21 protein-coding genes are annotated in these 25211 nt (G+C 58.0%); 20 read left to right on the top strand and 1 reads right to left on the bottom strand.

Going from position 1 to position 25211, the window contains the following annotated elements:
- Window positions 1-5: 5 nt before the first annotated feature.
- The 9 genes from H8S57_RS12205 (at window position 6) to H8S57_RS12170 (ending at window position 7428) form a co-directional block, all read left to right on the top strand.
- Window positions 6-263 carry a DUF6103 family protein gene (locus H8S57_RS12205; RefSeq protein ID WP_087293630.1) on the top strand — a complete coding sequence of 86 codons (258 nt, stop codon included), beginning with the start codon at window positions 6-8 and terminating at the stop codon, window positions 261-263.
- The gene (locus H8S57_RS12200; protein WP_087293628.1) at window positions 260-601 is read left to right on the top strand and encodes a hypothetical protein; all 342 of its coding nucleotides are present in this window, start codon (window positions 260-262) and stop codon (window positions 599-601) included. The genes H8S57_RS12205 and H8S57_RS12200 overlap by 4 nt, the downstream gene beginning before the upstream one ends.
- Window positions 598-1632, top strand: coding sequence for a hypothetical protein (locus H8S57_RS12195; protein WP_186908322.1), 1035 nt, complete (start codon window positions 598-600; stop codon window positions 1630-1632). The genes H8S57_RS12200 and H8S57_RS12195 overlap by 4 nt, the downstream gene beginning before the upstream one ends.
- 309 nt (window positions 1633-1941) lie before the next feature.
- A complete protein-coding gene (locus H8S57_RS12190; protein WP_087295557.1) occupies window positions 1942-2361 on the top strand; it encodes a hypothetical protein in 420 nt (139 codons plus the stop codon).
- Between the two features lie 3 nt (window positions 2362-2364).
- Entirely contained in the window at window positions 2365-3915 is a 1551-nt protein-coding gene (gene mobP3, locus H8S57_RS12185; RefSeq protein ID WP_243204811.1) for a MobP3 family relaxase, read from the top strand.
- 8 nt (window positions 3916-3923) lie between these two features.
- The gene (locus H8S57_RS17400; RefSeq protein ID WP_369807623.1) at window positions 3924-4322 is read left to right on the top strand and encodes a tetratricopeptide repeat protein; all 399 of its coding nucleotides are present in this window, start codon (window positions 3924-3926) and stop codon (window positions 4320-4322) included.
- Between the two features lie 12 nt (window positions 4323-4334).
- Entirely contained in the window at window positions 4335-5240 is a 906-nt protein-coding gene (locus H8S57_RS12180) for a DUF3991 and toprim domain-containing protein (protein ID WP_186908321.1), read from the top strand.
- Window positions 5241-5356: 116 nt separating this feature from the next.
- A complete protein-coding gene (locus H8S57_RS12175; protein ID WP_186908320.1) occupies window positions 5357-7174 on the top strand; it encodes a type IV secretory system conjugative DNA transfer family protein in 1818 nt (605 codons plus the stop codon).
- Window positions 7171-7428, top strand: coding sequence for a helix-turn-helix domain-containing protein (locus H8S57_RS12170; protein ID WP_006572730.1), 258 nt, complete (start codon window positions 7171-7173; stop codon window positions 7426-7428). Before H8S57_RS12175 ends, H8S57_RS12170 begins: the two co-directional genes overlap by 4 nt.
- 195 nt (window positions 7429-7623) lie before the next feature.
- Here the strand turns inward: H8S57_RS12170 and H8S57_RS12165 are convergent, their stop codons facing one another.
- Window positions 7624-7881 carry a helix-turn-helix domain-containing protein gene (locus tag H8S57_RS12165; protein ID WP_369807622.1) on the bottom strand — a complete coding sequence of 86 codons (258 nt, stop codon included), beginning with the start codon at window positions 7879-7881 and terminating at the stop codon, window positions 7624-7626.
- 125 nt (window positions 7882-8006) lie between these two features.
- On the opposite strand from H8S57_RS12165, the gene H8S57_RS12160 reads away from it, so the two are divergent.
- From H8S57_RS12160 to H8S57_RS12110, 11 genes are all read left to right on the top strand, one after another.
- Entirely contained in the window at window positions 8007-8561 is a 555-nt protein-coding gene (locus H8S57_RS12160; protein WP_186908319.1) for an SLOG family protein, read from the top strand.
- Between the two features lie 149 nt (window positions 8562-8710).
- Window positions 8711-10084, top strand: coding sequence for an ABC transporter substrate-binding protein (locus H8S57_RS12155; RefSeq protein WP_186908318.1), 1374 nt, complete (start codon window positions 8711-8713; stop codon window positions 10082-10084).
- A 22-nt stretch (window positions 10085-10106) separates the two neighbouring features.
- The gene (locus tag H8S57_RS12150; protein ID WP_186908317.1) at window positions 10107-11699 is read left to right on the top strand and encodes a helix-turn-helix transcriptional regulator; all 1593 of its coding nucleotides are present in this window, start codon (window positions 10107-10109) and stop codon (window positions 11697-11699) included.
- Between the two features lie 173 nt (window positions 11700-11872).
- Window positions 11873-12226, top strand: coding sequence for a hypothetical protein (locus H8S57_RS12145; RefSeq protein WP_075705368.1), 354 nt, complete (start codon window positions 11873-11875; stop codon window positions 12224-12226).
- Window positions 12223-14643, top strand: a complete 2421-nt coding sequence (locus tag H8S57_RS12140) for a histidine kinase N-terminal 7TM domain-containing protein (protein WP_186908316.1) — start codon at window positions 12223-12225, stop codon at window positions 14641-14643. Before H8S57_RS12145 ends, H8S57_RS12140 begins: the two co-directional genes overlap by 4 nt.
- On the top strand, window positions 14636-16066 hold the full coding sequence (locus tag H8S57_RS12135; RefSeq protein ID WP_186908315.1) for a sensor histidine kinase: 1431 nt from the start codon (window positions 14636-14638) through the stop codon (window positions 16064-16066). Before H8S57_RS12140 ends, H8S57_RS12135 begins: the two co-directional genes overlap by 8 nt.
- On the top strand, window positions 16063-16680 hold the full coding sequence (locus H8S57_RS12130) for a response regulator transcription factor (protein ID WP_186908314.1): 618 nt from the start codon (window positions 16063-16065) through the stop codon (window positions 16678-16680). Before H8S57_RS12135 ends, H8S57_RS12130 begins: the two co-directional genes overlap by 4 nt.
- Window positions 16681-16830: 150 nt before the next feature.
- Complete coding sequence (locus H8S57_RS12125) at window positions 16831-17199, top strand: hypothetical protein (RefSeq protein ID WP_186908313.1); 369 nt, start codon at window positions 16831-16833, stop codon at window positions 17197-17199.
- Window positions 17200-17440: 241 nt separating this feature from the next.
- Window positions 17441-22102, top strand: coding sequence for an S-layer homology domain-containing protein (locus tag H8S57_RS12120; protein WP_186908312.1), 4662 nt, complete (start codon window positions 17441-17443; stop codon window positions 22100-22102).
- A gap of 215 nt (window positions 22103-22317) precedes the next feature.
- On the top strand, window positions 22318-23652 hold the full coding sequence (locus H8S57_RS12115; protein WP_186908311.1) for a hypothetical protein: 1335 nt from the start codon (window positions 22318-22320) through the stop codon (window positions 23650-23652).
- A gap of 29 nt (window positions 23653-23681) precedes the next feature.
- Window positions 23682-25106 (top strand): SPFH domain-containing protein, encoded by a 1425-nt coding sequence (locus tag H8S57_RS12110; RefSeq protein ID WP_186908310.1) that lies wholly within the window; start codon window positions 23682-23684, stop codon window positions 25104-25106.
- The last annotated feature ends 105 nt before the right edge of the window (window positions 25107-25211 follow it).

Below are 25211 nucleotides of genomic sequence, written 5' to 3'. Positions count from 1 at the left end.
TGCCTATGAAACAAGTGAATCTGACCATCACCTTCGATGAGGAGAAGCTCTCGGCGCTCAAACGCTACATGAGCAAGAAGGAACTCGACCTGGACCGTGAAATGACGGACGCACTGGTGAAACTCTATGAGAAATATGTTCCCGCTCCGGTGCGTGAATACATCGACGAGAGCGATGTAGCTGCGTCTGCGCCCGCCAGATCCCGCCGCAGTTCGAAGCCGGTTACGCCCAAACCCGCAGAAGAAATGGAGGTGGCACAGTGAGCCGCAAAGAGGGTGCCGTGGAGTATATGACGGAACAGAATCACCATGACCGTCCGTCCACAGTTCGGAGTTTTCTCACTGACCATGCCGGGGAAGCCTTCTCTATGATGACACCCTGCGGCTTTGTAGAGCTGACAGCCGCACAAGCGGAAGCCCTTCTGGACGGGCAGAGTGCTGTCGCACATCCCGGCGTTGCGGGGATCACGATGGAGCTTTCCGCCGATGAGCTGCTGGAGCAGACCATTCATTCTGCCAATCTGAAAGATGGGGTGTGGTATCTCATGACACAGTTCCCTGAGATGGAATACAGCGGCCCGGAGATGGGGGTGATGCAGTGAACAGCAAAGACATCACTCTCTGGATTGACGAGCGTTGGTACGATGCGCTGAACAGGCATCTGAAAGACGAAACACTGGAAGAACATCTGGAGAAGACCATCGATGAGATGTGCCGCCAGCTTCCTGGGCAGGAGTATGAGCGTATCAGCGCAGAGATCCGGCAAGAGCAGCAGGACGATCAGAAAGCACGAGAAGCTGCCCGACGCTTTGCGGTGTTCCATGTCACGGAGGGCGGCAGCTCCGACTACTTCCTGGCAGAGGAGAATCTTGAGTTCCTCCAGACTGCTCGACGCCTTCGCAGCTATATCCGCAAGGCAGACAGTGATGCTCCCGCACACTTCACTGAAATGTTTCCTCGTGGAGAGAAGCTGTCCCGTGAGCAGTTCGAAAAATATGTGTCGGAGCGGCTGGACAACACCGGCAAAGTGGTCGGTGCATTCGACATCGATCTGGACAATGGACACCTCGATGCGCTCAACATCATGGACGGCTGGAAGCGATTTCGCATCCAGGATGTCAGCAGCGCTGTCTACTTCGCCATGAAGAAAAGCACCGCTTCGCCGAAAGAACGGTGGCGTATCTTCCTGGATCGTCTGCACGGAAAAGAGGTCACATACGAAACGGAGCCGCAGTATCTCACCGGCAGTCGGACGCTCCGTGCAGAGGACATCTCCTTTGCGGAGGATATTATTCAGAACGACAACCTGCTGGAGTTCTACATGGAAGTATCGTTCCATGCGGACGAAGTGTTTGGTACCAATGTCTACACCACCGAGAACGATGACTGGCTGAACATCTACGCCAACTACGATCTGGAGCGTGGCTGCGTCTGCGACACACTGGAAGTGTTCCTGCAGTGTAGCAATGGCGATGAGCTGGACTTCAAATATCGGCTCAGTCCAGAGGAACAAGCTCTGTTCATTCCCAAGATGAACACCTACTGTCAGGAGCATTGGGGGCAGAGTTTGGAGGAGTGCTGTGCGGATTATCTGACAGAGCAGAGTCCGGCATCCCCGGAGATGCAGATGTAGCGCCGTGTTGCCCCGTGTGAGCCGCTGTGTGCGGCTTTCAGCGGCTGGCCGACCGTGTACCCCACCCTGGGGAAATATGCGGGATTTGGGCCGCTTTCCAAGGGAGGGGGGAAGCTGACGAAAGCGAAGCAGGAGAAAGAGCCGGGGACAATGCCGCCCCCGGCTCTCCCACTTCTGCCCGCAGTGCGGGCAGTTTCCGGCTTTTCGCAGCGGGGACAATCCGGCGGGTGGAAAGAGCTGTTGGACCCTATGATGCGGAAAAGCTCCGCTGTGGCAAGGGTTCTCAGCGGGGACTTGACGAAAAAAGGAGTGGTTTTACTGAAGTCCGAAAGCAGAAAAACGAAGAAGGGGTTCTGGATCTCTGAGGATCTGGACGAGAAGGTAGACATCTACCTGCGCCTCGACAACTGCGCCAGCCGGAGCGAATTCGTGGAGAATGCCCTCCGGTTTTACATCGGCTATCTGAACACGAAGAACGCCGGCGGCTTCCTGCCCGAAGCACTCTCCGCCATGCTCACCGGCACCCTGGACAATTTTGCCGGACGCATGGGCTCGCTCCTGTTCAAGCAGGGTGTGGATCTCAATGTGCTGGGGCAGATCATCGCCTACGACACCGATATCGACGAAGGCGAGTACCAGCGTCTGCGGGGACGCGCCATTCGGGATATGAAGCGCACCAACGGGCGCATCTCGTTCAAGGATGCGCTGGACTTCCAGAAGTCGGTGTAACTCATGGCAAAGCTCGTACAGAAAAGCGGCTACATCAAATCCGAAAAGGCCGGCGGGTACATGAAATACATTGCCACCCGCGAAGGTGTGGAGAAGCTGACCGGCAACGGTCCCGTCACCAAAGGACAGCGGGAACTGATCCAAAAGCTCCTGCATGATTTCCCTGATGCCGTGGAGCTGTTCGAGTATGAGGATTACCGTAAGACGCCTACCCTTGGTACCGCATCAGCCTTCATCACCATGGCGCTGGATGCAAACCTCCACGAAATAAATTCTGAGAGCGGATACCTGTCCTACATTGCCACCCGCCCCCGTGTGGAGCGCCGCGGGGCCCATGGCCTGTTCAGCTCCGCCGCCGCAGTAGACCTCGACGCAGCCATGTCCGAGCTGGAAGCCCATGACGGAAATGTGTGGACCATCATCTACTCCCTGCGCCGTGAGGATGCTGCCCGGCTGGGGTACGACAATGCGGACGCATGGCGCGGCCTGCTCATGATGCACGCACAGGATCTGGCCAAGGCCATGAAGATACCGGCTGATCACTTCCGCTGGTATGCGGCCTTCCACAATGAGGGGCATCACCCCCACATCCACATGATGGTCTGGTCAGACGATCCGAAGGAGGGCTTCCTGACCAGGGAAGGCATTGCGACCATGCGCTCCAAGCTGACCAACACCATCTTCCGGGATGAGATGATCCAGATCTACGAGCGGAAGGATGTTGCCTATAAAGAGCTGATCGAAGTGGCGCAGGATACCATGCGGGAGCTGATTCAGAAGATGGAGCATCAGCTCTGCGACAACCCTGTCATCGAGAAGCAGATGCGCCAGCTGGTGCAGGCGCTGGAAACCACCACCAGGAAAAAGCAGTATGGCTATCTGAAGAAACCGCTCAAAGCATTGGTGGACACCATCGTGGACGAGCTGGCCCGGCAGCCGGAAGTAGCAAAGTGCTATGAAACCTGGAATCAGATCCGGGATGAGCTGAACGAGTGCTATGGCAGCCGTACACCGCGGGAGCATCTCCCGCTCTCTCAGCAGAAAGAGTTCCGCCGGATTAAAAACGATATCATCCGGGAGGCCGAGAACATCCGCCTCGGCCTCCCGACTTTTGAAGATGAGAAAATGCAAGATGAGCCGGAGCCGGAGGCGGCACATGAGGAGCAGCGATCCAGCAGCGTATATGAACAGGCTCGACGCTATCGTGCCGCCAAAACGGTTCTGCAGGATGTCTATGCGCTGGATGAGGAACACGCCGAAGCCGTCCGGGCGCTGGAACAGCTCTGGGCGGAAGGATACACGGTGGCGGCGCATCAACTGGGAAAGTTCTACCGGGATGATCTCTCCACCATGCGGGATCATGAAAAAGCGGAGCGTTGGTTTCGCTTATCCGCAGAGGCCGGAAATGACTTTTCGGCATACGCACTCGGGAAGCTCCTGCTCTCTCAAAAGCGCACCGATGAGGCGGTGCGCTGGCTGGACAGGCCGCCGGGCATGGGAATCCGTTTGCCCAATACCGCCTTGGGAAGCTCTGTCTCACCGGTGAGTCCGTAAAGAAGGATGTGAGAAAAGCTCTGGAGTACCTGACTGCCGCCGCCAGACAAGGAAACCCGTTTGCTCAGTACACACTGGGCAAGCTGTATCTCCTGGGCCGGGATGTGGAACAGGATCGGGAGCAGGCCAGGGATTGGTTCACCCGCTCCGCTGCCCAGGGCAATGCGTATGCTCAATTCTTCCTTGACCGCTTTGACCAGTTCCGAGATCCGTCCGTCATGCTGGCGGCAACCAAGCTGCTCCATCACATGAGCCGGATCTTCCGGGACAATTCCATGCCGCCTCGCAATCCGGCAGGGATTCGCATTGATTCCAAACGGCGCAAGCGGCTGACGGAAAAGCGGATGGCCATGGGCCACAAGGCGGATGATCATGAGGAGCAGGTATCCTATCAGCAGACCATGTAACAGGAGGAGCCTATGTCGACTTACATTCATTTCACGGAAGAACAGAAGCAGCGAGCCGCCTCCGTTGATCTGGAGGAGTTCCTCCGCTGCCGGGGCGAAAAGCTCCTTGCCTCCGGCAGAGAGAAACGGCTGGCCCGTGACCATAGTGTCACCATCCGCGGCAACGAGTGGTACGATCATGCCGAGGAGCGGGGCGGCCACGCCGTCAGCTTCGTGCAGCGGTTTTATCACCTTAGCTATCCGGAGGCGGTGACCATGCTTCTGGGAGGCGAGCTGGGAACGGTTTATCCCTCTGCCGAAGAACGGGTAGAGGAGCCGCCGAAGCCCTTTGTCCTTCCGCCGGCCAATTCCAATATGCGCCGGGTCTATGCCTATCTGGTCAAGCACCGGAATATCGACCGGAGCGTTGTGGCGCACTTTGCCAGAGTGAAGCTCCTGTATGAGGATGCCGAGTACCACAACGCAGTCTTCGTGGGTACGGATGAAGATGGTATTCCCCGCCATGCTCACAAGCGCAGTGCCAACAGCTACGGCAAAGCCTTCCGGCTCAATGTGGAGGGCTGCGACCCGCGCCACAGCTTTCACCATATCGGCAGAGACGAAAGCCTCTATGTGTTTGAGGCTCCCATCGATATGCTTTCCTACATCACGCTCCATCCGGAGGACTGGCAGAGCCACAGCTATGTGGCCTGCTGCGGCACCTCCATTCAGCCGGTTCTGAAGCTGCTGGAGCGGCAGCCGGAGATCAATACCGTCCTGCTCTGCCTCGACAATGACGAGGCTGGCCACCTGGCCAGTCGGCGCATGGAGGAACAGCTGGCAGAGAGGTACACGGTGGAAAGGCTCATTCCCACACACAAGGATTGGAATGATGATCTGACCGCTGAGGAACCGTCCTACGCACAAGTCATGCAGTAAATAACAACAACGCACACCACTTCCTGTTCGCCCGAAGTAGGCCGTAACAAGAGTGATGTGTGCATTCAGAAATATGATGCCGAGCAGGAAGTGGTGTGCCCTGAAAGGGGTTAACCATGCCACACCAAGTCCTGATTTTGTTGGCCGCCGGCGGGCTGATGTTTTTGGTCATCGGCTGTCTGGCGGGCCTGTCCCACTACTACACCCTGAGCGGGATCAAATCCAAAACGGTCGGCGACGGCCAGCACGGCACCGCAAGATGGGCCACAACCAAAGAGATCCGGCAGACCTATGCCCATGTCCCTTTTGAGGTCGAGAAATGGCGCAACGGCCAGAACCTGCCCACGGAGCAGGGGCTGGTACTGGGATGCAAGGGCAAGAAGGGCGAGCTCACCGCTCTGGTGGACAGCGACGATATCCACTGCCTCATGATCGGCGCTTCCGGTATCGGCAAGACCGCCTATTTTCTCTATCCGAATTTGGAGTACGCCTGCGCCAGCGGCATGAGCTGGCTGGCGTTGGACAGCAAGGGCGACCTGGCCCGCAACTACGGCTCCATCGCCAAGAACTGCTATGGGTATCAAAATGTCGCCGTGATCGACCTGCGAAATCCCACCCGCTCCGATGGCAATAATCTGCTGACGCTGGTCAACCGGTATATGGACATTGCCCGGAATGACCCGAACAATCTTGCGGCTCGTGCCAAGGCCGAGAAATACGCCAAAATTCTGTCCAAGACCATTGTCAACCCGGACGGCGATGACAGCAACCGCGGCCAGAACGCGTTCTTCTACGATGCGGCGGAAGGTCTGCTCACCTCCGTCATTCTGATGCTGGCCGAGTTCCTGCCGCCCGATAAAGACCACCCCCAGGAGCGCCGCCATATCGTATCCGTATTCAAGCTGGTACAGGATCTTCTGGAGCCCAGCCGGGTCAAGGGCAAGAGCCACTTCCAACTCCTGATGGCAAAACTGCCGCCGGATCACAAGGCGCGGTGGTTTGCCGGCGCCGCCCTCAACAGCGCCGAGCAGGCAATGGCCTCCGTCATGTCCACCGTGCTGTCCCGCTTGAATGCGTTTCTGGACAGCGAGCTGGAACAGATCCTGTGCTTTGACAGCGCCATTGACGCTGAGAAGTTTGCTTCTGAGAAGTCTGTCATCTTCCTGATCCTGCCGGAAGAAGACACGACCAAGAACTTTATGGCCGGTCTCATGATTCAGAACCTGAGCCGGGAGCTGTTCGCCGTGGCCGATGAGAACGGCGGCAAGCTGAAGAACCGGGTGGTGCTGTTCTGTGATGAGTTCGGTACCATGCCGCCCTTTGATATACTGCCCCTTTTCTCAGCTGGACGCTCTCGCAAGCTGACGCTGGTGCCCATCATCCAGTCACTGGCGCAGCTCGAAAAAAACTACGGCAAAGAGGGCTGCGAGATTATTCAGGACAACTGCCAGGACACCATCTTCGGCGGCTTTGCACCCAACAGCCAAACTGCCGAAGTACTGTCCAAAGCCCTGGGCAGCCGCACCGTCCTCTCCGGCTCGGTGAGCCGGGGCAGGAACGATCCCAGCCAGAGCCTCCAGATGATGGAGCGTGCCCTGCTGACGCCCGACGAGCTGAAATCCATTCCCAAGGGCAGCTTCATTGTCATGAAAACCGGCACACATCCTATGCGGACCCGGCTCCAGCTTTTCCTGAACTGGGGCATTACCTTCGGAGAGCCGTATGTCGTGCCGGAGAGAGCCAACCGAGCAGTGGCCTATGCAAACCGGGTGGATTTGGAGCGGAATCTCCCGCAGCTCAGTGAGCCGGAGGAGATGAACGAAAGCCGCGGCTATGCGGTATCCAGCCGGGGCGGCATCGCCCATGCTCCGGCTCAGGAGAGGGCTGTAAAAAGAGGAAAGCAAATGAAGACATTCGGAGAGGAGGAACGATGAGTTACTTCGGAACGATTTACGCCGACACTGAGCTTCCCTCCAGAGCGAAGGCGGTCTATATGTACCTGCGGGATCGCTCCGATGCCGAGGGAAAGTGCTGGCCTGGCATCAAGACCATTGCCTCGGACATGAAGCTGTCCCGCTCCACGGTCAAACGGGCGCTGCACGATCTGGAGCAGCACGGCTATCTGAAAAAGGCTTCCCGGCACAGGCCGAATGGGAGCAGCACCTCCAATCTCTATACCGTGAAATAAAAGAGAGAGTGGTTTGTACCAAAATGTAGTACAAACCACTCTCTGAATCAATGGCAATTTCAAAATCTTCCGCCAAGGGAGAACTGCGCCCATTCGCTGGACCCAGGAGCGGTTCATTGTGAACCACCCAGAAGGACTCACTCTATCAGAGATTTAGGTCAGAGAAAAGACTTATCATCATCTTAATGAAAAATCTTACTTCTCAAGTCGAAATTTCAGCAGCAGATACGGCTCCACTTCAAGGACGGTGGCTATCCTAAACAGCAGATCCAGAGACAGGCCATGACTCATGCCGGGCGCTTCAACGGACGCGAGATGCTGGCGGCTAATATCAAGGATCTCTGCCAACTGTTCCTGGGAATATCCCTTTTTCTTGCGATAGTATCCGATAGCATAAGACAGGTTTTCCATGCGCTCGGAAAAGTCAAAATCCCATTCCAGAGTTATCACCACCTTACGGAATTAGTTTATCCGAAGGCAGCGCATACTAAAATTAACCCTAAAGCATTATTGACGCTTATAAAGCGTCAATATATAATTAAAACACTATTTTGTTCGATGTTATGTGAGGTGTCAATATGACAAGGGGACTTGCCTGTGCCATCATCGGCCATAGACCGACACGCTTTCGCTTCAAATATGATGAAAACAACAACGGCTGCAAGCGGATCAAGAAACGCATCCGGGATCAGTTGATCCAGCTCTATGAGCAAGGCTTTCGCCAGTTTTGGGTAGGCGGCGCTCTGGGTGTGGATATGTGGGCCGGGGAGATATTGCTGCGGCTCAAAGAACAGCCGGAATATAGCGAGATCCAACTGAAGATCGCTCTGCCCTTTGAGGGCCACGACACAGACTGGGAAGATCGCAGCCGCAGCCGTATGTCTTTTCTGATCCGGCACAGTGCGGAAACGGTTATCGTGGGTAATAAAGAAGCGCCCCCGGCGGTCAATTACCGGAGACGCAACGAGTATATGGTGGACCGTGCAGGCTGCTTACTGGCGGTCTATGACAACGACCGTTCTATCCGCAGCGGAACGGGCATGACCGTCAACTACGCCAGAAAAAAGGGACTGCCCATCACTCTGATCCACCCGGATAAGGCAACGATATCAAAAGAAAAACCTGAACGATGAAAACTACCCGCTGCGGATAGGGCAGGTTTATGGAATCCATGTTATACTGAACTGAAATGGATACTCCACGAAATGAATTCAATAAAGTATCCTGTTTCAACTGGCTTTTTTTACCCTCAGCAGATATAATGAAAACGAGGTGATGCGATGTGAAGGTACGAAGAATTGCGGCGTTTTTGCTGGCAGGTATCTTGCTGGCCTACTGCTGCGCGGGCTGTTCCGACACGGCCAAAAAAGAAGAGCCGCCGACCACCATTACGGTCTGGCATGTCTATGGCGGTCAGACAGATTCCCCACTCAACGACCTCATCGATGCGTTCAACCAGACGGTGGGAAAGGAGCAGCGGATCAACGTGCAGGTCACCTCCGTGTCCAACACCAACACCATCCACGAGCTGGTGCTGGCCGCCGCCAACGGAGAGCCGGGAGCTCCGGAGCTGCCCGACCTTTTCGTATCCTATCCCAAGACGGTGATGGCGCTGCCCGACGACAGCATTCTGGTGGACTATCAGGACTACTTCAGCGAGGAAGAACTGTCCACTTTCCTGCCGGCTTTCGTGGAAGAGGGGATCGTCAATGACCGGCTGGTGGTCCTTCCCGTGGCGAAATCCACAGAGATCATGTATATCAACCAGACGATCTTCGACCGCTTCTCCCAGGCGACCGGCGTGACGCTGGCGGACCTGGACACCTGGGAGGGGCTTTTCAAGGCAGCAGAGGTCTATGCGGACTGGACCGACGCTCAGACGCCGGATATTCCGGGCGACGCCAAGTCCATGTTCGTTCACGACTACTATTTCAACTATTTCCAGGTGGGGGCGGAATCCCTGGGCGAGGATTTCTTCCAGGGTGACAAGCTGGCCTTTGGCCCCGCATTCCAGGCGGCGTGGGAGCCGCTGGCCCGGGCCGCGCTTCGTGGGGGCGTCTGGCTCAAGGGCGGTTACGCCACGGAATCGATTCGCACCGGTGACAGCATTGTGAGCGTGGCATCCTCGGCCAGCATCCTCTATTACAGCGATGTGGTAACCTATCCGGACAATACGTCCGAGGAGATCACCATCGTCTCCCGCCCCTGCCCGGTCTTTGAAAACGGGGAAAAACTGGTCATGCAGCGCGGAGCCGGTTTCTGCACCGTACGCTCCACCCCAGAGAGGGAGCAGGCCGCCGTGACCCTCCTCAAGTGGCTGACCGAGCCGGACCACAATGTGGAGTTCGTGACCCGAACGGGCTACATGCCGGTGACTCGGGCCGCCTTTGAAAACGAACTGCCGAAGGCCATCGAGGGACTGGAGAGCGCCAAATACGCCTCCCTCTATCAGGCGTACCTGGATACCCAGGCAAACTATGAGTTTTATGTGCCGCCCCAGCTGGAGAGCTATCTGAGTCTGGAAACGACCCTGGAAGATCAGGTGCGCTCACAGCTTGCGCTGGGCCGTCAGGATTATCTGGGGGCCGGAGAAACCGGATTGGAGCAGATCAGCGCAGAGCGGCTCCAGGCCTTCCGGGAGATCATGGAGCGATAAACAAAAGAGAGGAGGAAACACCGTGCTGAACAAATTCCGGGAGTTGCGGGCGCTGAACGCCTTTGCCAAAAAGCAGAGCGTGGGCATGCAGAGAAAACTGATGCTCTACTGGGTGTCCATGATCCTGGTGGTCTTTGCGGCGGTGATCCTCCTTCTGTCCATCGCCGGGGCCTTTTCCCAAAACGACGAGCAGCTCCATGAGGTGATGGAGCTCCAACTGAAAAATACACAGGATAGCCTGGCCAGTCGCCTGGATCGGCTGACCGCCCAGAGCTTGAATCTCTCCAAAGAACTCAGCCGCGAGATCGAAGGGGAGCTGGTACGGGAGGGCATTTCACTGCAAGAGGTCAACGATGACCCGGAGCGGCTGCTGAAGCTGCAGCAGATCATGTACCCGCTGGTCAATACCACCCTCCAGACCGCCAACTGCAACGGAGCCTATGTAATTTTAAATGCCACGGCCAATACCACCCTGGAGGTGGCAGACCACTCCAGAAGCGGGATCCACCTGCGTTACACCAACCTCAGCGCCAGCAATCCGGTTGCCCCTACCGTGGTCTACTTCCGCGGTATCCCGGATATCGCCCGGCAAAAGGATCTGGAGCTGCACAACCGGTGGAATCTGGAATTTGATACCGATCTGATCCCGGGCTGCCGGGAACTGATGGACTCTCCTCTGGACCGGCCTGCGCAGCGTTATTTCTGGTCCCGCCGCATTGACCTGAAGGGTACCTGGGAATCCGCCATGCTGCTGTGCGTCCCCATCGTGGGCAGCGATGGGAGCGTATACGGCGTCTGCGGCGTGGAGCTCAGCGCGCTGTACTTCCAGCTGTCCTATCCCGCGGCGGAGGGGCAGTTCGGCTCCGCCGTTACCGTTCTGGCTCCCATTCAGGACAGCCGTCTTCTGCTGTCGGATGGATTGGTGGGCAGCGTCAACGGTACCTATCTGGACGGTCAGGAGACGCTCGCCATCCATCAGGGACGATACTATAACGAATATGACACAGGCGCCGAGCGGTATATCGGCCTGCATCAGACCATCTCCATCTCCAAGGGAGAGACGGAGGACACCGCCTGGGCCGCTGCGATCCTGATCCCCCAGGACAGTTATGCGGCATACACCGCTGAAATACAAAAAACATGGATCATTGCGGCCCTGGGACTGCTGGTGGTGCTGCTGGCCCTCTCCTTCTTCCTGGCGCGGAGATTTGTCCGGCCTATTACCGACAGCCTGAAGCGGTTCCAGCAGGAAGAACTGCCGGAACAGGTGCTGTCCTCCGGGATCTCGGAGGTGGATGAACTGGCGGAGTTTCTCAACGCCCGGGCCCGGAACCAGCGTCTGGAGCAGGGCGAGCTTCCCCCCAATATTGCCGAGCTCTTCGACCAGTTTGTGGCGCGGAAGGATCTGCTGACAGAGGCGGAACGGAATATCCTCCGTTACTACATCGATGGACATGAGATCGCGGACATCCCGGATCTGGCGTTTATCAGCATGAGCACGGTCCGAAAGCACAACCGGAGCATCTACGAGAAGCTGGGGGTGGCCTCCCGGGATGAACTGATGCTCTATATCGATCTGCTTCGCCGGTGCGGACGGCTCCAGGAGCTGTTCTAAGACAAGTTTCTCCATCACAGCAAAGCGCACAAAACCAGAGGACTGGTTTTGTGCGCTTTCTCTATTATCCAATGGATACCTTTGCGAAAAAGTGGGAAAAAGTATCCGACGGACCATATACTCCCGCCCCTTACTCCTGTTATAACAGGAGTAGAAACGAGGAGGTGCGGAATATGACAAATCTCTTGTCCAGCCACTTAGAGGACCGGTCCACGCCCCAGTATTTCTGCTTTTCCATCCGCTGCGAGGTGTGCGGAGAATTTTGGTACAGCAGCAGCATCCCCTTTTCCAAAGCGCTGCAGGCGGCGGAACACCGGGAGAAGAAGGAACTCTATGACGCCATCTATCAGCGGGAGAAGCAGCGGGCCATGCAGGCGGCCGGTCAGGAGGCCAGGGAGCGGTTCAGCCAATGCCCCATCTGCCGGCGGCTGGTCTGCGACGCCTGTTTCCTCATCTGCGATGAGATGGATCTGTGCCGGGAGTGTGCCGGCCGGATGGAGGAGTCCGGGGAGCCGGTGGCGCCATGAAAGGGCGTTGGCTGCCGCTCCTCCTGCTGTGCCTGATCCTGGCCGGGTGCGGCACGGTGGACACAGGGGGCCGTCTGATCTCCGCGGCGGAGGGCGCCGAGGCGTATAGCGCGGCTCTCGCCCCCTTCCTCCCCGGGTATTCCCTTCAGACGGCAGAGGATACCCTCTACGCGGAGGTGAGCCGAGGCAGCGCCGTGGCCTGCTTTGATGTACAGGCCATCCCGGCGCTGGAGCGGGGCATTGGCCGGTATTGGTATCCCCATGTCACGGCCACCGTGATTCTGGCGGTGGACCGCAGCCGGACGGACGCCGCCGTCACCGGCTGGAATAGCCTTCGGGAGAGTCCGGTCCCCGTGGGTATCAGCAGCAGTTCCGTGATCCGCAATATGCTGGCTCTGGGCGCCCTGTCCTACGGTCTGGACCGGGAGGCGCCCTCCAAGCGTGACGCTCTGGAGCTGCTGGAGCACCTCGGTCAGAACGGAAACTTCCGGCTGGAGGCGCCGGACGCCCCCATTCTGATCTGTCTGGACTGGGAGGCCGCCGCGTGGAACCGGAACGGAGGAAATTATGAGATCATCGTGCCGGCGGAGGGCACGCTGTCCTGCCGTATGGGGCTGCTCTCCGATGTCCCTCTGACGCTGGAGCCGGGGCTGGATGAAACCCTTCTGTCAGCAGGGCTGCCCCTGGCGGACGGGGAGCGGCCGACTGACTTCCCCGGCGATTACCGGTCGGCCCGTACCCTGAGCGAGGAGGACTACGGCTGGTTTCTGGAACTGACCGGGGACAGCAGCCGGGACCTGCGCCGGCAGGTGCTCCACATCCGGCGCTATACTACAGCAGATCTCCGGGAGCATATTTTATCCGCCCTGTTCCTTGCCGCCGCCATCCTGCTGTGGAAGGGGACGGTATCCCATCGGATGATCCGTCGGGATGTCCGCAGAGTAGTCGGGGTCATGGGCTGGCTGATGGTGGGATGGCTGCTGCTGCGCCTGTTCAAATATCAGCTGACAGCAGATGGGCTTCTGTGCCGGATGTGCTGGTACGGCTATTACATCTTTCAGCTCGCCCTTCCGGTAACGCTGCTGTATCTGGCCGTAATCCTGGACCATCCGGAGGGTGAGAAAAAGCCGCTGCGCCCTCTGTGGCCGCCTCTGGCCTGCTATGCCCTCTCTGTGCTATTGGTACTCACAAACGATCTCCACCAGCTGGTGTTTCGTTTTGACCCGGCCGGGGACTGGGCCTCAGACTACCGGTACGGTCCGGGATACTGGGGCGTAATGGCTTTATCCCTCCTGTTCCTGGCCTGCGCAGTCTGGAAGCTGCTCCACAGGGGGCGGTATAGCCCCTACTGGGCCGGCAGGGTGGTTCCGCTGCTGTTCTGCGTGGGATTGCTGGCCTACATCACTGCTTACATCAGGCGGGTGCCTCTGGCGTGGGAGAGCGATCTTACCGTGAACATCTGCGTGCTGTCCGCCCTGTTTTTTGAGTCGGCCCTCCACGCGGGGTTTATCCCGGTCAATCTTCAGTATCAGCGCCTGTTCACCGCCACTCCCATTGGGCTGACGCTGCTGGATGAGCAGGGCCGCACCGTCCTGTCCTCCCGGGGCGCGCCTCCCGTCTCCCGCTCCATCTGGCGGAGGATCTCCATGGATATGGCCCATCCGCTGCTGCGGGACAGCGACACCCAGCTTCACGCGGTTCCTATTCACGGCGGTATGGCGGTATGGCAGGAGGACCTCTCCCAGCTCAACCGGCTGCGCAGAGAGATCCAGGCTGTGCAGGCCCGTCTGGAGGCGGCCAACGCCCTGCTGCGTGAGGAGGGCGATGTGAAAAAGCGCCTGCTGGCTGCGGAGACAAACCGCACCATGTTTGAACAGCTGGACCGGGACATGGAGCGCCGCATCCAGACATTGGGACGGCTGATCGAGGCTCTGCCGGAGACCCCCCATCCCCGGGACCTGACCGCCTATATCACTCTTTGCCTGTGCCATATCAAACGCAGATGCAATCTGTTTTTCCTGGCACGTCAGGGAGATGGACTGCCCGGAGAGGAATTGAGCATTTATCTGGATGAGCTGGCAGAACTGGCCCGCTATGCAGGACTGCAGCTGCTCATTCGTTGCGGGCAGCGTGGAGTGCTGGAGATCCGCAGGGCGGCACTGTGCTACGACTTTGCCTTTGAAGCCATATCCTGGGCCCTGGGGGAGAACGCCTCTCCTCTGCTGGGGTATCTGGAGCCGGAGGGCGCCCATCTGGTTTTCCGCTTTATTCCGGGCGGTGATCCCGGACAATGGCGCTTTTCGGAGGAACTGACGACGGCGGCTGCCGCGCTGGGCGGTCAGATCGCCTGCAAGGATCTGGACGATGCCGTTGGGATCTGCATGACGCTGCCCTTGGGAGGTGAGTCCTGTGGCTGAATTTTACCGGTTTCCCCATTGGGCGCTGACCACATTGGTGATGGCGGCCGCCCTGTGCATCGTGTTTCAAACAAGGGCCATCTCTTACAGCATCCGACGTCTGCCCACCGGCTGGGTGCGCCGGGTGGAAAATGGGATGGAGTGCGCCATCCTCGGGATGCTGTTCCTCTTCGCCGCCCTTCTTGCACAGGTGCAGTATGGGCTGTTCTGCGGCTTTTTGGCGCCCAGCGCCTACGGCCTTGTCCGGCAGGCGGTGTTTTTGCTGACTGCGGTGCTGGGAACCACCGCCGCGGTGGGGATGGAACTGATCTGGCCGTTTTTTGCCGTGGGCGGGGCGGCTGTCCTGCTCCCCCTGACAGAGACGGTCACAGGGCCCGCCTATCCCGTCTTTTTTCTGATGAGTATGGCGTTCTTCCTGCTGCGCAGCGTACATATCTGCGTGCTGCGCCGGCGGGAGCTCTACACCCAGCTCTCCTCCGTATCCGTCAAGGAAGCCATTGATACCCTGCATACCGGTCTGCTGTTCTTTCGGCGGTCGGGGGAACTCCTGCTATGCAACCGCAGCATGGAGGAGCTGGCACGGCAGATGACGGGGCAGCCGGTACAGGACGGAAGGCTGTTTCAGCGGCTGCTGGAGTGCGGCCCGCTGTGCGGCGGCTGCGCACGGGAAGTTCTGGGTGGACAGCAGGTGTTTCGCCTCCCCGATTCCTCCGTATGGAGCTTTTCCGCCCATGAGCTCCCCATGGGGCGCCAGACCATGCTTCTGCTGACTGCCGATGATGTCACGGAGCATTGGGACGCGGTGACCTTTCTTGCCCGGCAAAACCAGGCGCTGGAGCAGCGCGGACAGGAGCTTCGCAGCACCATTGCGCATTTACAGGCCATCTGTGAAGCGGAGGAGATCGCCCGAAGCAAGGCGAGGGTACATGACCTTTTGGGACAGCGGATCAGCCTGCTGCTCCGGGCGCTGCGGGATGACCGGCAGATGGATGAGTCGCTGCTGCTGGACTTTGCCCGCAGCCTTCCCACGGCCCTCCGGGAGGACCGCACACCCAGCCCTGCCCATCGTCTGGAGATGCTGCGGGAGACCTTCCAGGGCATGGAGGTGTCGGTGGAGTTCCAGGGCGCGCTGCCGGAGGATGGGGCGGTGGCGGACAGTTTTGCCGAGATCGCCGTGGAATGTGTCACCAACGCCGTGCGCCACGGGTATGCCACCCGCATCCAGTTCCACTTTTTCCAGAATGACTGCTGGCGCATGACGGTCACCGACAACGGCATCCCGCCCGCCGGACCCATCCGGGAGGGTGGCGGCATCGGCGGGATGCGCCGCAGGGTCCGTCAGCTTGGCGGCAGAATGGAGCTCTATACTGTCCCCCGATTCCGAATCGAACTGTCTGTTCCAAAGGAGGCTGTGGAGAAATGACAAACGTTCTGATTGTGGAGGATCACGTTTCCATGCGGGAATCGCTGACCACGGCGCTGACGGCGGCGGGAGATTTTTCTGTGGTGGGCGAAGTGCCCAACGCAGACTATGCCCTGGATTTCTGTAAGCATCTGCATCCGGAACTGGTGCTGATGGATGTCTGCACCGAGGGCGGCGCCTCTGGGCTGAAGGCGGTGGAGGCCATCCGCAAAACAGATCCGGAGGTCAAGATCATCGTCATGACCGCCTTTGACGAGATCACCTATATCCCCCGGGCCAGGGCCGCCGGGGCCAACGGCTTTGTCTACAAAAGCCGGAGCCTGCACGATTTTCTGGAGGTGGCCCGGACGGTGATGGCGGGGGGCAGCAGTTTCCCGGAGCCCAGGACCATTCCCATGCCCCAGGGAGAGGCTCCCCTCACCGACCGGGAGATGGAGGTACTCCGGCTGATGTGCAGACACATGACCAACAAAGAGATCGCCCAGGAGCTGTTTATCAGTGAAAACACCGTCAAGTATCACAAGATGAACATGCTGGGCAAGACCGGCTTTTCCAAGGCGGTGGATCTGGCCTTCTACATGATCTCCAACGGCTGGATCAATCCCCTGTATTAAAGAATTGCACTTCCTATCCACCGGCTTTGTGCCGGTGGATTTTTTGTTTTAGGGAAAAGACTACCCGCAGCGGGTAGGGTGCAAATTCGAAATAAGCTCTACAATAAATCTGTAATACAGAAGGTATGGGAGGTGGGGAGGCTGAAAACTGTGCTCCTGATCATGCGGCGGGCATCGCTGGCTCAGGGCCTGATGGCGAAAGTGTGGGACGCCCCGGGAATACAGCTGTGCTATGAGCCGGACTATGCCAACGCGGATGTGGCCATCCGCAGCCATCTGGCCTCCGGGGCACTGCTGGAGGTCTCCGAGGACGGCGATCACGGCATCGACTTCTGTCTGGCCCTGTGCGCATGGCTGCGGGAAGTCACGCCCCACTGCCGGCTCATGCTGATGTGCCCCGAAGGACAGCCGGAGGCTGTGAGCCGCGCCATCGAGGCTAAGCGTAGGGGCGAGATCGACGACTTTGTGTTTTATGATGTATCTCTGGACTATTTGGCCGCCAGTCTGCAATCCCTTTGAGAGAGGCAAAGATCATTTTGAAATGGGGGGTACCCCCCATTTCAACGCCTACCGTGGTAGGCGTTGATCCGGCTCTGGTCGATTCGGTTTTATACACAAAGACGGCCTGGCGGCGAACACCAAGAGACAACGGAAAAAGTGCTGCGGTTTTAGGAGGCAGAAGGGAGGAAAAAAGAGGCCGCACGCCGAGAAACAATGCGCGGACAATGGGTATCCAATCAAAATAGGAGGAAGATAGAACATGAGAAAACGAATTACCAGTCTGCTGCTGACGCTGGTCATGCTGCTCTCCCTCGTGCCCGCCATGGGCGTGACGGCGAGCGCGGCGGATGATACTTACGGATACGGCAACATCAAGAACTGGGACTGGTTTAAAAGCTATCTCGAGTCGCCCACTTCAAGAGATCTCACGCTGGAAAATGACATCGATTATACGACGGGATATGATGATGGTGCGATCCTTATAAAGAAAAGCCAAAAACTGGACCTGAACGGCCATAAGATCAGGATCGACGCAAGCAAGCGGGCGGAGTTTTACAACCTGATCACAATTCGCTCCGGCGAATTCACGCTGTACGACAGCAAGGGCGGCGGCGCGATCGAGGTTGAATTTGCGAGGGACTCCAAGGGGCACTGCATCATCATGATAAGCCCCGACAGTGCTGGCGCGCCTGCCAAATTCACAATGAACGGCGGCACGCTGACAAGGCTGAATCCGATAGATTCGAATGTCTATGGAAACAACGGCTGCATCAGCGACAACTATTTTGTTCCGTTCGAGGGCGGTGAGCGCCCGCAGATCACGATCAACGGCGGCACGATCAACTGCCCGTACAGCTGGGACAGGAGCAATGCCAGTATGAGGCAGGTTGAGTATATGCCGACGGCGCTGCTGCTGCGCTATTCCAATCTCACGGTCAAGGGCGGCACCTTCAACGGCATAGTCTGGACAGATAAGCTGTCGTGGAAAGAGGGAGATGCGGAGCCGCGCGTTCTTCTCAACGGCGGCGAGTTCAACTTCCCGTTTGCGGTGACCAGCCTGCTGGAAAATAAGACGCAGATGGTCATCGACGGGGCGCGCTTCAACGATGGCCTTTATGTTACCGAAAGCATAAAAGAAAGCAATTATAAGGGGAACGAGCCGGCGATGCTGATCAAAAGCGGCGTATTTGACGCGTCCGGCCAGTATCTCAAGCTCGATATTTACGGTGTCACCAGAGAGCGTGGGTACGATTTGCGGGTCAAACAGCAGGTGATAGAGCGCGTTATGAAGTTCTTCCCGAACAGCGCGATAAAGGTGAACGGGAAGATCTATACCTCCGAGAACATCGGCTCGCGCGTGATATTTGACGACAGTCCTTACGGTGGGTCTTTCTATCTGAATTTAAACTTGAAGGGCCCCATCGAGGTCATCCCCAACGCATGGGGCATGAAGTCCGTCACGCTGGACGGCGACCCCATCGACTACTTCAAGGACTGGAAGGGCACCGTTGAGCGGATGGACAACAGCACGGCGCATACCCTCAAATTCGAGTGGTATCCTCTGGCGAGTGAATTGGTAAATGCGGGCTATACCTATCGAACCACGTGCGAGCATTATATCTCCGGTTCTACTGCAGTACAGCAGACAGATACCATCGCTGCCGATAAAACCTCGCATACGATCACCATTCCTGCGGGCGCAGACCCCAAGGTCTATTCCTATGATTTGCAGCTGAATCTGGATAAGAACGGCAGCTCCGTCGGCATCATAGGCAACCAGCATATCGTTAAGCTGGTGGTGAGCGAAGCGGCGGATACCTTCATTTCTACCGTTTCGTTCAACGTGGACAAGGCTGACGTCGGTGAGCCGGGTGAATTGAGCTTCGAGGCCAAGGATAAAAACGGAAATACCGTGGCGATACATCCTAATGTAACGTGGGAACATGACAACATTCAGGAGGGCATCAACCATGTCTCCTTTACGATTCCCGCCCCGGATGGCTATACCTTTAGCGGCGAGAACGGCAAGGTCACGACCCTGAAGTTCGGCGGCGTGGATGTCATCGGCTACGTCGATGGCGACGGTGCGCTCAATTACAGCTTCCCCCTGGATGTAGTTCACCGGCATAAGGCAGATCACGTGAGCTATAACGCCAAGTATCACTGGGAGGCCTGCTCCTGCGGCCAGAAGATCATGAACACCAGCGAACAGCACACCATGAGCGATTGGGTCGCGGGCGATACGCTTCCGAGCGGCGGCGTGGTATATAACCGCTCCTGCATCAGTGGCTGCGGCTATACCGAGACCACCATTGACTACAAAAATGTGAAGCACGTTACCAGCCTTGTGCTGAACATGGAAAACTACCCCATGGACGGCATGAGACCGCATAACTTTGTGCATCAGGAAGGCGACGAGACCGTTGCGGATACCGAAATTCCCGGACAATCTTTTTATAAGCTGACACACCGCGATTCGACGATCAAATACCCGTCCTTCTCTATCGCGACCGGCAATGAAAAGGTCAAGTTGTCCGCAACAAACCCGGAAGCCTATGACGATCCTGCGGAAAATCCCGACTTTGCAAAGTGGACTACGAAAGACGGAACTCTTTGGCTCAGACCGGATACGGAATACTCTGATTATGAGAAGGAGTTCAAGACCGGCGCTAAGTACAAGGCCCATTTGACGCTTGACGCCAAGAACGGCTATGCATTCTACGAAGATTTCAAAACCAACCAGGATAACTTCAAGCTCTACACCGACATGGAAGGCATCACCATCGAACAATACGGTGTCCGGCGGTGGTATTATTTCAGCAACAAGCCTTCGTATGATGATGCGAATGTCCCCGAAGGTTGGGGCTGGTATACTCAGGCGCCTGCTGACAATAGCGCCGGCGCCAGCAGAGTGCAGATCGTATTTATGATCACCGCAAGGAACGAGGGCGACCTGAACATCACCCTGCCGGAGCTGAAGGCCGGCGACGACCTCAAGGAAAAGTGGGCCGTTTTTGAAGGAACCCCCAACTTCGATTTCGTAAAGGACTGTTACCGTAGCGAGACAATGGCGTGGAGGAGCGGCCCCAGCTGTGTGATTCACAATAATACTGTCACCGGCGAGAGCGTGACCGCACAGGCCGGACAGACCTACAGGCTGGAGATCCCCGCTGTGAATGAAAACGTTCTGGCGCACATCACCATTAAGAATCCGACGGCCGCAACCAAGATTGTCGAGATGCCGTCCGGCGCGATCACCGTGACCTACACGCTGCCCGCCGCTGCCGACGATAAGATCGTGAACGGCGCAGCCGTCAGCATCACGCCTCCGGCCTCCGGCGCTACGCCCAACACCACGGCGGCGGTTACCGGTACTGCTCACTGCACGGCTTCCACTGTGACATGGACTCCCGACGAGGCAGCATTTGGCGAGAAGGCTTATACCGCAACCGTTACACTGACTGCGGAGACAGACTATACTTTCGCAAATGATGCGGTATTTACCATCAACGGCCACAAGGTCACTCCCGAAGCGGGCAGCACGACTACCAGCGTGACCCTCAGCTACGCCTTCCCGGCACTGGCTGGGCCCCATACACATACCTACGGCAGCTGGATCTTTGCAACTCCCGATACGCATATCCGTTACTGCACGACGAACGACGGTTCTTACGAGGAAGCCCCGCACAGCATCACCAGCTGGACGGACAAGGGCGACGGCAAGACCCACACCGGCACCTGCACCGATTGCGGCTATGAAAAGACCGAGAACCACAGCTGGGAAGTCGATCACGAGGTCCCGCCCACTGTGACCGCCGAGGGGACTCGTTATTACAAGTGCTCTGCCTGCGCAGCTGACAAGACCGAGAGTATCCCCAAACTCATCGAGTACAGCGTTACGGTCAAGGACGATGGCAACGGTACGGCTTCCGCCTCTCCCGCAAAGGCTGTCGCCGGTACTGAGATCACCCTGAGCGCCAAGGCCAAGAGCGGCTACCACTTCAAGGAGTGGAAGGTCGTCACGGGCAGCGTGATTATCACGGACAACAAGTTCACCATGCCTGACGAGGCTGTCGAGATCAAGGCAATCTTCGAGAAGAACACCTCCACCGGCGGCAGTACCGGCGGTGGTGGAGGCGGTGTCACCACCTACGCGATCACCGTGAAGGATTCCAAGAACGGTGACGTGATTGCCAGCCACAAGTCCGCTGCCAAGGGCACCACCGTCATCCTGACGGTCGATCCCGACAAGGGCTATGTACTGGATACCCTCACTGTGCTGGACGGCAACAACAAGGATCTCAAGCTGACCGAAAAGAACGGCAAGTATACCTTCACCATGCCCGCCAGCAAGGTCACTGTGGCGGCCACGTTCAAGGCTTCTGCCCCCACCGGCAAGAACCCCTTCATCGACGTGCCCGCAGGCTCCTACTACGAGGACGCTGTTGTCTGGGCGGTTGAGAAGGGCATCACCAGCGGCACCAGCGCTGTGACCTTCGACCCCAACGGCATCTGTACCCGCGCCCAGGCGGTCACCTTCCTGTGGAGGGCTGCCGGATCTCCCGCCCCCAAGAGCATGAACAGCTTTGCCGATGTCCCCGCGGATGCCTACTATGCCAAAGCGGTGGCCTGGGCCGTTGAGAACGGCATCACCAGCGGCACGGGCGGCGGTAAGTTCAGCCCCGACGCTACCTGTACCCGCGCTCAGATCGTCACCTTCCTGTACCGTGCGGCGGGCAGCCCTGCGGTCAGCGGAGGAAGTGTATTCAGCGATGTAAAGGCCGGCGCTTACTATGCCGACGCGGTCACATGGGCGGCGAACAAGGGCATCACTGGCGGGATCGGCAATGGCCTGTTCGGTTCGGATAACAACTGCACCCGCGCCCAGGTCGTCACCTTCCTCTATCGGTATGTGGAATAATAACAGGATATTCTTACCAAGTGGGGCGGCAAATGCCGCTCCGCTTTTTTGCGTTTTGTCCGAAAAACTACCTGCTGCGGGTAGGGCGCAAAACAGCGGCACCCGGTAAAATGAAACCATAGTAGAGCGCAGAGGAACAAAAACAGAAAGAAAAGAGGTGTCGTCATGCAAGTAACTGCAAACAGGAAAATGATGATGTCAAGGTGTGCAGTGAGATGAAACGAGTATGGATGTCTATGCTGGCCTTGCTGTTGGCGCTCTGCCTGACGGCCTGCGGCGGCACCCCCGGCGGCGGAGAAGAAGGGCCGTCCGAGTCTCCTGATGACACAGCGACCTCCGCCCCTCCGTCCGACCATAACTCCGACAGTTCATTGGGCGGTACCTATTGGACGGCTGTACAGCACGAGTCCTACAACGATCTCTTTGATCGCACAGAGGTGAGCCAGATGCCCACGGAGCGGTGGTGGGCCGATCTCTTTCTCAACGAGGACGGAACGGCGCAATTCCGTGAGGTCCTGGGCGACAGCTTTAACAGCTATCTGGGCAGCGGGACCTGGTGGCTCGGCGCGGATCACACCCTGCGGCTGACAAGTTCGGACGGCGATGAAGATGGTGAGATGAATGGCCGCATTGAAGATGGCCGCATCATTTTGGAATCCTTCTATGGGGATCGATTCTATTTTGAAAAAGCGGAGCGGCCGGGCCCGGGCGGCGAACTGTGCATCGCAAACCTGCATGGGACATGGCGCATGACCACAGGCGAGGTGGAGGGCTGGAGCTATAACGCCCGGGAAGAAGGTCTGGCCTCCACGCTGGTTTTTGAAAGCAGGTGGAGCGACGCCATCGAGGGATATGTGCTGAGCGCGGATTATTACTTCGCGGACTTTCTGGATACGGATGAGCCGGAATACCGGCAGGAAGCCGAGCTTCGGACGGAACTGCTGGAGGAACCGCTGTTCCACGGCCTCTCCAACGAGCTTTGGAGCGTCCGGCTCTTTCACGATGATACCGGCGCGGAGTTCTTTCTCACCCTGACCGATCCGGATACGCTGTATCTCCAGGAGCATTACGAGACGGACGGCGCTCCGGCGCTCCGCACGGCGGTCTATCAGAGAGTAGACGCATTCCTGCCGGAAACGCTGCAGACGGCTTTGTATGAGGAGCCCTCTGACTGCCTGACCTTCTACTGGCCCAACCCACCGGACGATGTATCCGCATGGCTGGAGGTACTGCCGGTCACAAAGCTGGAGCCGGATGGACTGGACAGGCTGCTGGTGGTGGGGCGCTGGTATGAAACACAGATCCGGTTCTGTACGGGCGAGCCCCTGTGGGATGACAGCGGACGGCTTCTGGATTGGGTCACGGACGAGATCCTGTACGACGAAACGCTCAACATTGATGAGCCTCGGTGGTTTTCCCTGACGATCCCGGAAGGCGTACCGAACCTGTGCCTGCACATCAAGCGCTCCTGGGAGGATTTTTGGTACCTCTGGCCCATCACCGACACAAACGGGTATCTGGTGGATGGGTGGACATTCCTGACACCATAACAAAATAAAACAAGAGAGGAGATCGCATTATGGGACTGATCAAAGCTGCATTGGGCGCAGCCGGCGGCGTGATGGCCGACCAGTGGAAGGAATTCTTCTACTGCGAAGCGATTCCCGCGGATGTGCTGGCGGTAAAGGGAAAGAAGAAGGCCACAGGCCGCTCCAGCAACACCAAGGGGGATGACAACATCATCACCAACGGCTCTGTCATCGCCGTGGCCAACGGCCAGTGTATGCTCATCGTGGAGCAGGGCAAGATCGTGGATCTGTGCGCCGAGCCCGGTGAGTACACCTACGATATGTCCACCGAGCCCAGCCTTTTCTCCGGCGATCTGGGCGAATCCATCAAGGGCGTGTTCCAGAACATCGGCAAGCGCTTCACCTTCGGCGGAGAGGCCCCCAAGGACCAGCGCATCTACTATTTCAATACCAAGGAGCTCACCGGCAACAAGTACGGAACCCCAAGCCCCGTCCCCTTCCGGGTGGTGGACCAGCGGGCGGGTATCGACATCGATATCGCCATCCGCTGCTTCGGCGAGTACAGCATCCGCCTGAAAAACCCCATGCTGTTCTATACCAATGTCTGCGGCAACGTCAGCGAGGACTTTAAGACCGAGCAGATCGCGGGGCAGATGAAGACGGAGTTGCTCACCGCCCTGCAGCCCGCATTCGCAAAGATCTCGGAAATGGGTATCCGTTACTCCGCTCTCCCTGGTCACACCCTGGAGCTGGCAGAAGCCCTCAACGAGCAGCTCTCCTCCCGGTGGCGGGACCTGCGGGGCATGGAGATCGTTTCCTTTGGCGTCTCCAGTGTCAAGGCCAACGAGGAAGACGAGCAGATGATCAAGGAGCTGCAGCGCAACGCGGCCTTTATGGACCCCACCCGGGCGGCGGCCCATCTGGTAGGCGCACAGGCCAGCGCCATGCAGTCCGCGGCCAGCAACCCCAATGCCGGTCCCGCTATGGCTTTTATGGGCATGGGGATGGCTGGACAGATGGGCGGCATGAACGCCCAGAACCTCTATCAGATGGGCGCACAGCAGCAGGCTCAGCCCACCCCCGCCCCTGTACCCACGCCCCCGCCTGCCGCCCCTGGCTGGACCTGCGCCTGCGGACAAAGCGGCATCACCAGCAGCTTCTGCCCTAACTGCGGCAGCAAAAAGCCGGAGCCCAAGCCGGCAGCAGAGAGCTGGCAGTGTACCTGCGGTGCAGCCGTCACCGGAAAATTCTGCCCAGAGTGCGGCAAGCCCCGGCCCGCAGCGGACGGCTGGACCTGTTCCTGCGGCGCGGTGAACAAAGGGAAATTCTGCGCGGAGTGCGGGGCGAAAAAGCCCGCTGGCGTACCCCAGTACAAATGCGACAAATGTGGCTGGGAGCCGGATGATCCCGCCCATCCGCCCAAGTTCTGCCCGGAGTGCGGCGATCCCTTTGACGATGGCGATGTGCAGGGATGACCCGTGGAAGAAAAACCGCCGTATTTTCTGTTGTAGGTCTGTTCCTGCTTCTGGCGGCTGCGGGATATTGTTTCAGAGGTCATCAGGGAGGTGATTCATCCATAC

It is taken from the genome of Lawsonibacter hominis, from assembly GCF_014287895.1.
Lineage (GTDB): Bacteria > Bacillota > Clostridia > Oscillospirales > Oscillospiraceae > Lawsonibacter_A > Lawsonibacter_A hominis.
This window is presented reverse-complemented; position numbering and strand designations above follow the sequence as displayed.